The following is a 4,983-nucleotide window of genomic DNA, read 5'->3' as shown; positions in this document are numbered from 1 at the left end:
TCAACCAGGCTGTTATTTGATGAAGGATCGACAAGGCGTCATTATATATGTAGGTAAAGCAAAGATATTAAAAAATCGTGTACGATCTTATTTTACGGGATCACATGACGGAAAAACTCAAAGATTAGTACAAGAAATAGTCGACTTCGAATATATCGTTACATCGTCCGAGTTAGAGGCACTAATTTTAGAACTCCATCTCATTAAGAAGCATGATCCAAAATACAATGTCATGCTTAAGGACGATAAAACGTATCCATATATAAAAATTACTGCGGAAAAGAATCCTAAGCTCATCATTACAAGACAAGTAAAAAAGGATAAGGGTAAATATTTTGGACCATATCCAAATTCTCATTCCGCTCATGAAACAAAAAAATTACTGGATAGATTATATCCATTAAGAAAGTGCCAAAAGCTACCTAGCCAAGTTTGCTTGTATTACCATATCGGACAATGCCTTGCCCCTTGTGTGAAAGAAATTGAAGAGGCAACGTACACCGAAATTATTCATGAAATCTCTAGTTTTTTAAACGGTGGCCATGCAGCGGTCAAGAAAGAGCTAACTGAAAAAATGAATGTAGCAGCAGAACAGTTGGAGTTTGAACGTGCAAAAGAGTACCGCGATCAAATAGCACATATCGATCAAGTGATGGAAAAACAAAAGATGACGATGAATGATTTCACAAATCGTGATATTTTCGGATACACAGTAGATAAGGGATGGATGTGTGTCCAAGTGTTTTTTGTGCGTCAAGGAAAATTGATAGAAAGAGATGTTTCTCTTTTTCCAATTTACCGTGACCCGGAGGAAGAATTTCTTACCTTTTTAGGTCAGTTCTACTCTAAACCAGAGCATATTAAACCAAAGGAAATATTTGTGCCTAATACGACTGATTTAGAGTTAGCCTCTGAGTTGTTGGAAATGAAGGTTATTATTCCTCAAAAGGGTGCAAAAAAGAACCTAGTGGATTTAGCTCAAAAAAATGCTGCGATAGCTTTGAAAGAAAAGTTCCATTTGATTGAACGACAAGAGGAACGAACTGTAGGGGCAGTAGAAGAACTAGGTAGTCTTATGGGAATAGCCATGCCAAGCAGAATTGAGGCTTTTGATAATTCTCATATTCACGGTACCGATGCGGTTTCTGCCATGGTTGTATTCGTTGATGGCAGAGCATATAAAAAAGACTATCGGAAGTATAAGACGAAAACTGCAGCAAAGCATGATGATTATGGTGCTATGCGTGAGGTCGTTCGTAGACGTTACACTCGTGTATTAAAAGAGAGATTGCCTCTACCTGATTTAATCATTATTGATGGAGGTAAAGGACAAATAGAAGCAGCAAGAGAAATTATCGAGGATGAACTTGGCTTAGATATTCCAATTGCAGGACTAGCGAAAGATGCCAAACATCAAACATCCTCCTTGTTATATGGTGACCCATTAGCGATTATCCCGATGAAAAGAACGAGTGAAGCATTCTATCTTCTTCAAAGAATTCAAGATGAGGTCCATCGATTTGCAATTACTTTCCATCGACAACAGAGAGGGAAGCATACAATTGCCTCATCGTTAGATGGAATTGAAGGAATAGGTCCAAAACGTAAGAAAATGCTTCTTAAGCATTTTGGCTCCCTTAAACGAATGCAAGCTGCATCACGAGAAGAACTAATAGAATCTGGACTCCCAAGTAAATTAGCTGATAATCTAATAGCTCATTTTCAGAAAAATTTATTGTCTTCTGAATAATCTTATGTTATCTTTAAAACAATTTAATATTCACTATTCAAACAGTGAAGATAGAGGTGCGAATTGCAAGAGTACTAATCGTGAGGATGAAAGATCCTACGACCGATTAGGAAAGGGTTGTTCGCCGAAACATAGAAAAGCTTTTCCTTTCCTATGTTGGTTCTGTATTTAAGAGATGCAGGACTGTCAGAATATATATTCTGGAGGGCTATCTCACATGGGCAATCATTTTTGGCCGTGTATGAGAAGAGTTAGCTTTCCGCAAATATGTGGGAAGCTTTTTTTATTGGCCGCCTAAGGAGATAAAGGGGAGATAGGTTAATGAGTAAAATTGTGATGAAATTTGGCGGAACTTCTGTAGGTTCAATTGAGTTAATTGGTAACGTTGCAAAAAGGGTACAACTAGAAAAGGAGAAAGGACATGACATTGTCGTAGTTGTTTCTGCCATGGGAAAAACAACAGATGACTTAGCGGAAATGGCAAGTAAAATCACTAACATTCCAACAAAAAGAGAAATGGATATGTTGCTTGCTACAGGAGAACAAGTAACTATGTCCTTACTTGCCATTCAGTTAAATGCACTTGGAGTAGAGACGTTATCTTTGACGGGTTGGCAAGCTGGTATAGTAACAGATGAAGTACATAGAAATTCAAAAATAAAACAATTGGATGGCCAGAAGATAAATGAGCATTTAATGGCTAATCGCGTAGTAATTGTGGCCGGCTTTCAAGGTATGTCGGAATTAGGGGAGATTACTACTTTAGGAAGAGGAGGATCAGACACTACAGCCGTCGCCATAGCTGCAGCTATCGGAGCAGACATTTGTGATATTTATACGGATGTAGATGGCGTTTATACGTCAGATCCACGCTACGTATCTCATGCAAGAAAACTAGAACAGCTAGAATATGATGAGATGTTGGAGTTAGCTCATCTAGGAGCTGGAGTACTGCATCCTAGAGCAGTGGAATTCGCAAAAAACTATAAGATTCCATTACGAGTACGTTCAAGCTATGAAGAAACGGAAGGAACCATTTTAAAGGAGGAAGTAGATGTGGAGAATAATTTAGTAGTACGAGGGGTAGCTTTTGAATCAGATATAGTACGTTTAACGATTGAATATACAGTGCCTTTTAATGGTTCACTCGCTTCCATATTCACTACCCTTGCCAATAACCATATTGATGTAGATATTATTGTCCAGTCGATAGTCGAAGGAATGAAGCCAACCGTGTCCTTTTCTATAAAAAAAGAATCTCTTTCGGAAGCAATTCACGTTTTAGAGAAAACGAAACAGAATCTAGGTTTTACCTTTGCAGATTTTGAGGTGGGTTTAGCTAAGGTATCTATTGTAGGTTCAGGAATGGTATCTAATCCTGGTGTCGCTGCACAAATGTTCGACCGATTAAGCAAGGAAAATATACCAGTTAAAATGGTTAGTACCTCAGAAATAAAGGTTTCAGTTGTAGTGCCTCAAGGCAATATGATTCAAGCAGCGAATGCACTCCATGATGAATTTGATTTGGCTATAAATTAAGTAATTATTAAAGGCTATGTTAAAGGGTAGGGTTGATTTATGATACAAAGAAATCTTAAATCAGAGAGTAGAATTAATTTCCGCCCTAGCCGGTCGCTTTCCTCGGGGTGAGCGATAAGCCATCACCCATCGCTTACGCGCGTGGTTGTGATGTCTTATCTGTCTCACTCATCCCGTAGGAGTCGCCGTCTGGAGCTCCAATCAATAAATGGAACAGCTTTAGCATCGATAAAGCATTAAAAAAATTTACTCGCATAAACAAAGCTTAAAACTGTCACCAACCCCAATTTCAAAATCTATTTATGTTCTAAATAGCCATTTGAAAGTTCCTTTGTTTATGTTTACAGTCACTATTAAAAAGAATTGTTAGTCAAAATCAACCAATAACTTTAACAAAGCTTAATTAAAAAAAGAGAGGAAGATGGAAATTGCTCCATCCTCCTCTTTATGTATCTTTAGCGTTTACTTTTTAAGTCCCATTTAATATGGAAAGTGACCAACCCAGTTTTTTTAACAAACTCATCATAGCATTCGGTTTCATAGCCATCTATTTTTTGCTTCTGCTCTGCGAGAAAGCCAGCCTCTAATCGGTGACATCTATTAATTCCACTTTGAGGAAGATTGTATGTTTCTAGCGTGTAATAGGCCGAATCTTTTGATGTTTTATCTAACTCAAGCCTTCCCCAGCCAGCCTCTTGGAAGAAAGAGATGGCTTCTTCCATTGAATAGAGTGGAAACTTTCGAGCAAGGTCCTTACCTGCCCAGTACAATATTTCTTTTTCATGTTTTCCGAGAATAGAAGTGAGCACGTGATCTCTTATTATTTCATATCCAAAGGAAGTTACATGTGAATGTTCTCTTTCATTCAAACAGCAACCCTTCTTTCCAAAGATAAATAAAAACTATAATCTATTCTAGCATAAAATATTTTCACTGGGAGAGAATACTTTGTGAAAAAATAAACTAATCATTATATAGGTGAGTGTCAGAAAGATGAACAAATTCAGGAAACATACCTTGACGCTCTAAAATGTTGAGAGTACAATGGATATGTCATAAATTCGTAACAAGAAGGTGTGAACATGTGATGATTAATTATTCTATTACTATAGTTTAATCATCGCTAATTGGAAATTTGAGGGGGGTTACTGTTTTGTCGAAAGATCGCGAATTTTTCATGCGTCGATTACATTCTTTACTTGGTATTATTCCAGTTGGATTATTTCTGGCGCAACATTTAGTAGTAAACCATTTTGCTACAAGAGGTGAAGAAGCCTTTAACACGGCATCACATTTCATGGAGAGTCTACCTTTTAGACTAATGCTGGAAGTGTTTGTAATTTATATTCCTTTGTTGTTCCATGCATTCTATGGTATCTATATTGCATTTACTGTTAAGTACAATCCTAACAGATACGGTACTCTAAGAAACTGGTTGTTTATTTTACAACGTTTTACTGGAATATTCCTTGTTGTGTTTATCGCATGGCATGTATTTGAAACACGTTTCCAAGCTGCAATTGGAGCTAAGGAAGTTAACTTTAACATGATGAATGAAATTTTATCAAACCCATGGATGTTAGCTTTTTATATTGTAGGTGTAATTTCTGCAACCTTCCATTTAGCTAACGGTATCTGGTCATTCCTTGTAAGCTGGGGAATTACTCAATCACCAAAATCTCAAAGAATTTCAA

Annotated in this window: 4 protein-coding genes and 1 riboswitch; of the genes, 3 read left to right on the top strand and 1 reads right to left on the bottom strand. The window is 37.1% G+C overall.

Annotated elements, in window-relative coordinates; translation table 11 throughout:
• Together uvrC and AC06OU_RS04985 are read left to right on the top strand one after the other, a co-directional pair.
• Positions 1 to 1,750 (top strand): excinuclease ABC subunit UvrC (gene uvrC / locus AC06OU_RS04990; RefSeq protein WP_475854366.1); only part of this gene is annotated, 1,750 nt, incomplete at its 5' end.
• Between the two features lie 43 nt (positions 1,751 to 1,793).
• Positions 1,794 to 1,969: riboswitch (Lysine riboswitch) on the top strand.
• Between the two features lie 102 nt (positions 1,970 to 2,071).
• On the top strand, positions 2,072 to 3,289 hold the full coding sequence (locus AC06OU_RS04985; protein ID WP_475854365.1) for an aspartate kinase: 1,218 nt from the start codon (positions 2,072 to 2,074) through the stop codon (positions 3,287 to 3,289).
• A gap of 455 nt (positions 3,290 to 3,744) precedes the next feature.
• Here the strand turns inward: AC06OU_RS04985 and AC06OU_RS04980 are convergent, their stop codons facing one another.
• Positions 3,745 to 4,158, bottom strand: a complete 414-nt coding sequence (locus tag AC06OU_RS04980; RefSeq protein WP_169361113.1) for a YslB family protein — start codon at positions 4,156 to 4,158, stop codon at positions 3,745 to 3,747.
• Positions 4,159 to 4,442: 284 nt separating this feature from the next.
• On the opposite strand from AC06OU_RS04980, the gene AC06OU_RS04975 reads away from it, so the two are divergent.
• A partial coding sequence (locus tag AC06OU_RS04975; RefSeq protein ID WP_475854364.1) for a succinate dehydrogenase cytochrome b558 subunit occupies positions 4,443 to 4,983 on the top strand: 541 nt, incomplete at its 3' end.

Source organism: Psychrobacillus sp., from assembly GCF_056205495.1.
This window is presented reverse-complemented; position numbering and strand designations above follow the sequence as displayed.

Excerpts from the sequence above, each read along its gene's own strand:
- AC06OU_RS04985 (WP_475854365.1), top strand. The coding sequence starts at position 2,072 with ATGAGTAAAATTGTGATGAAATTTGGCGGAACTTCTGTAGGTTCAATT.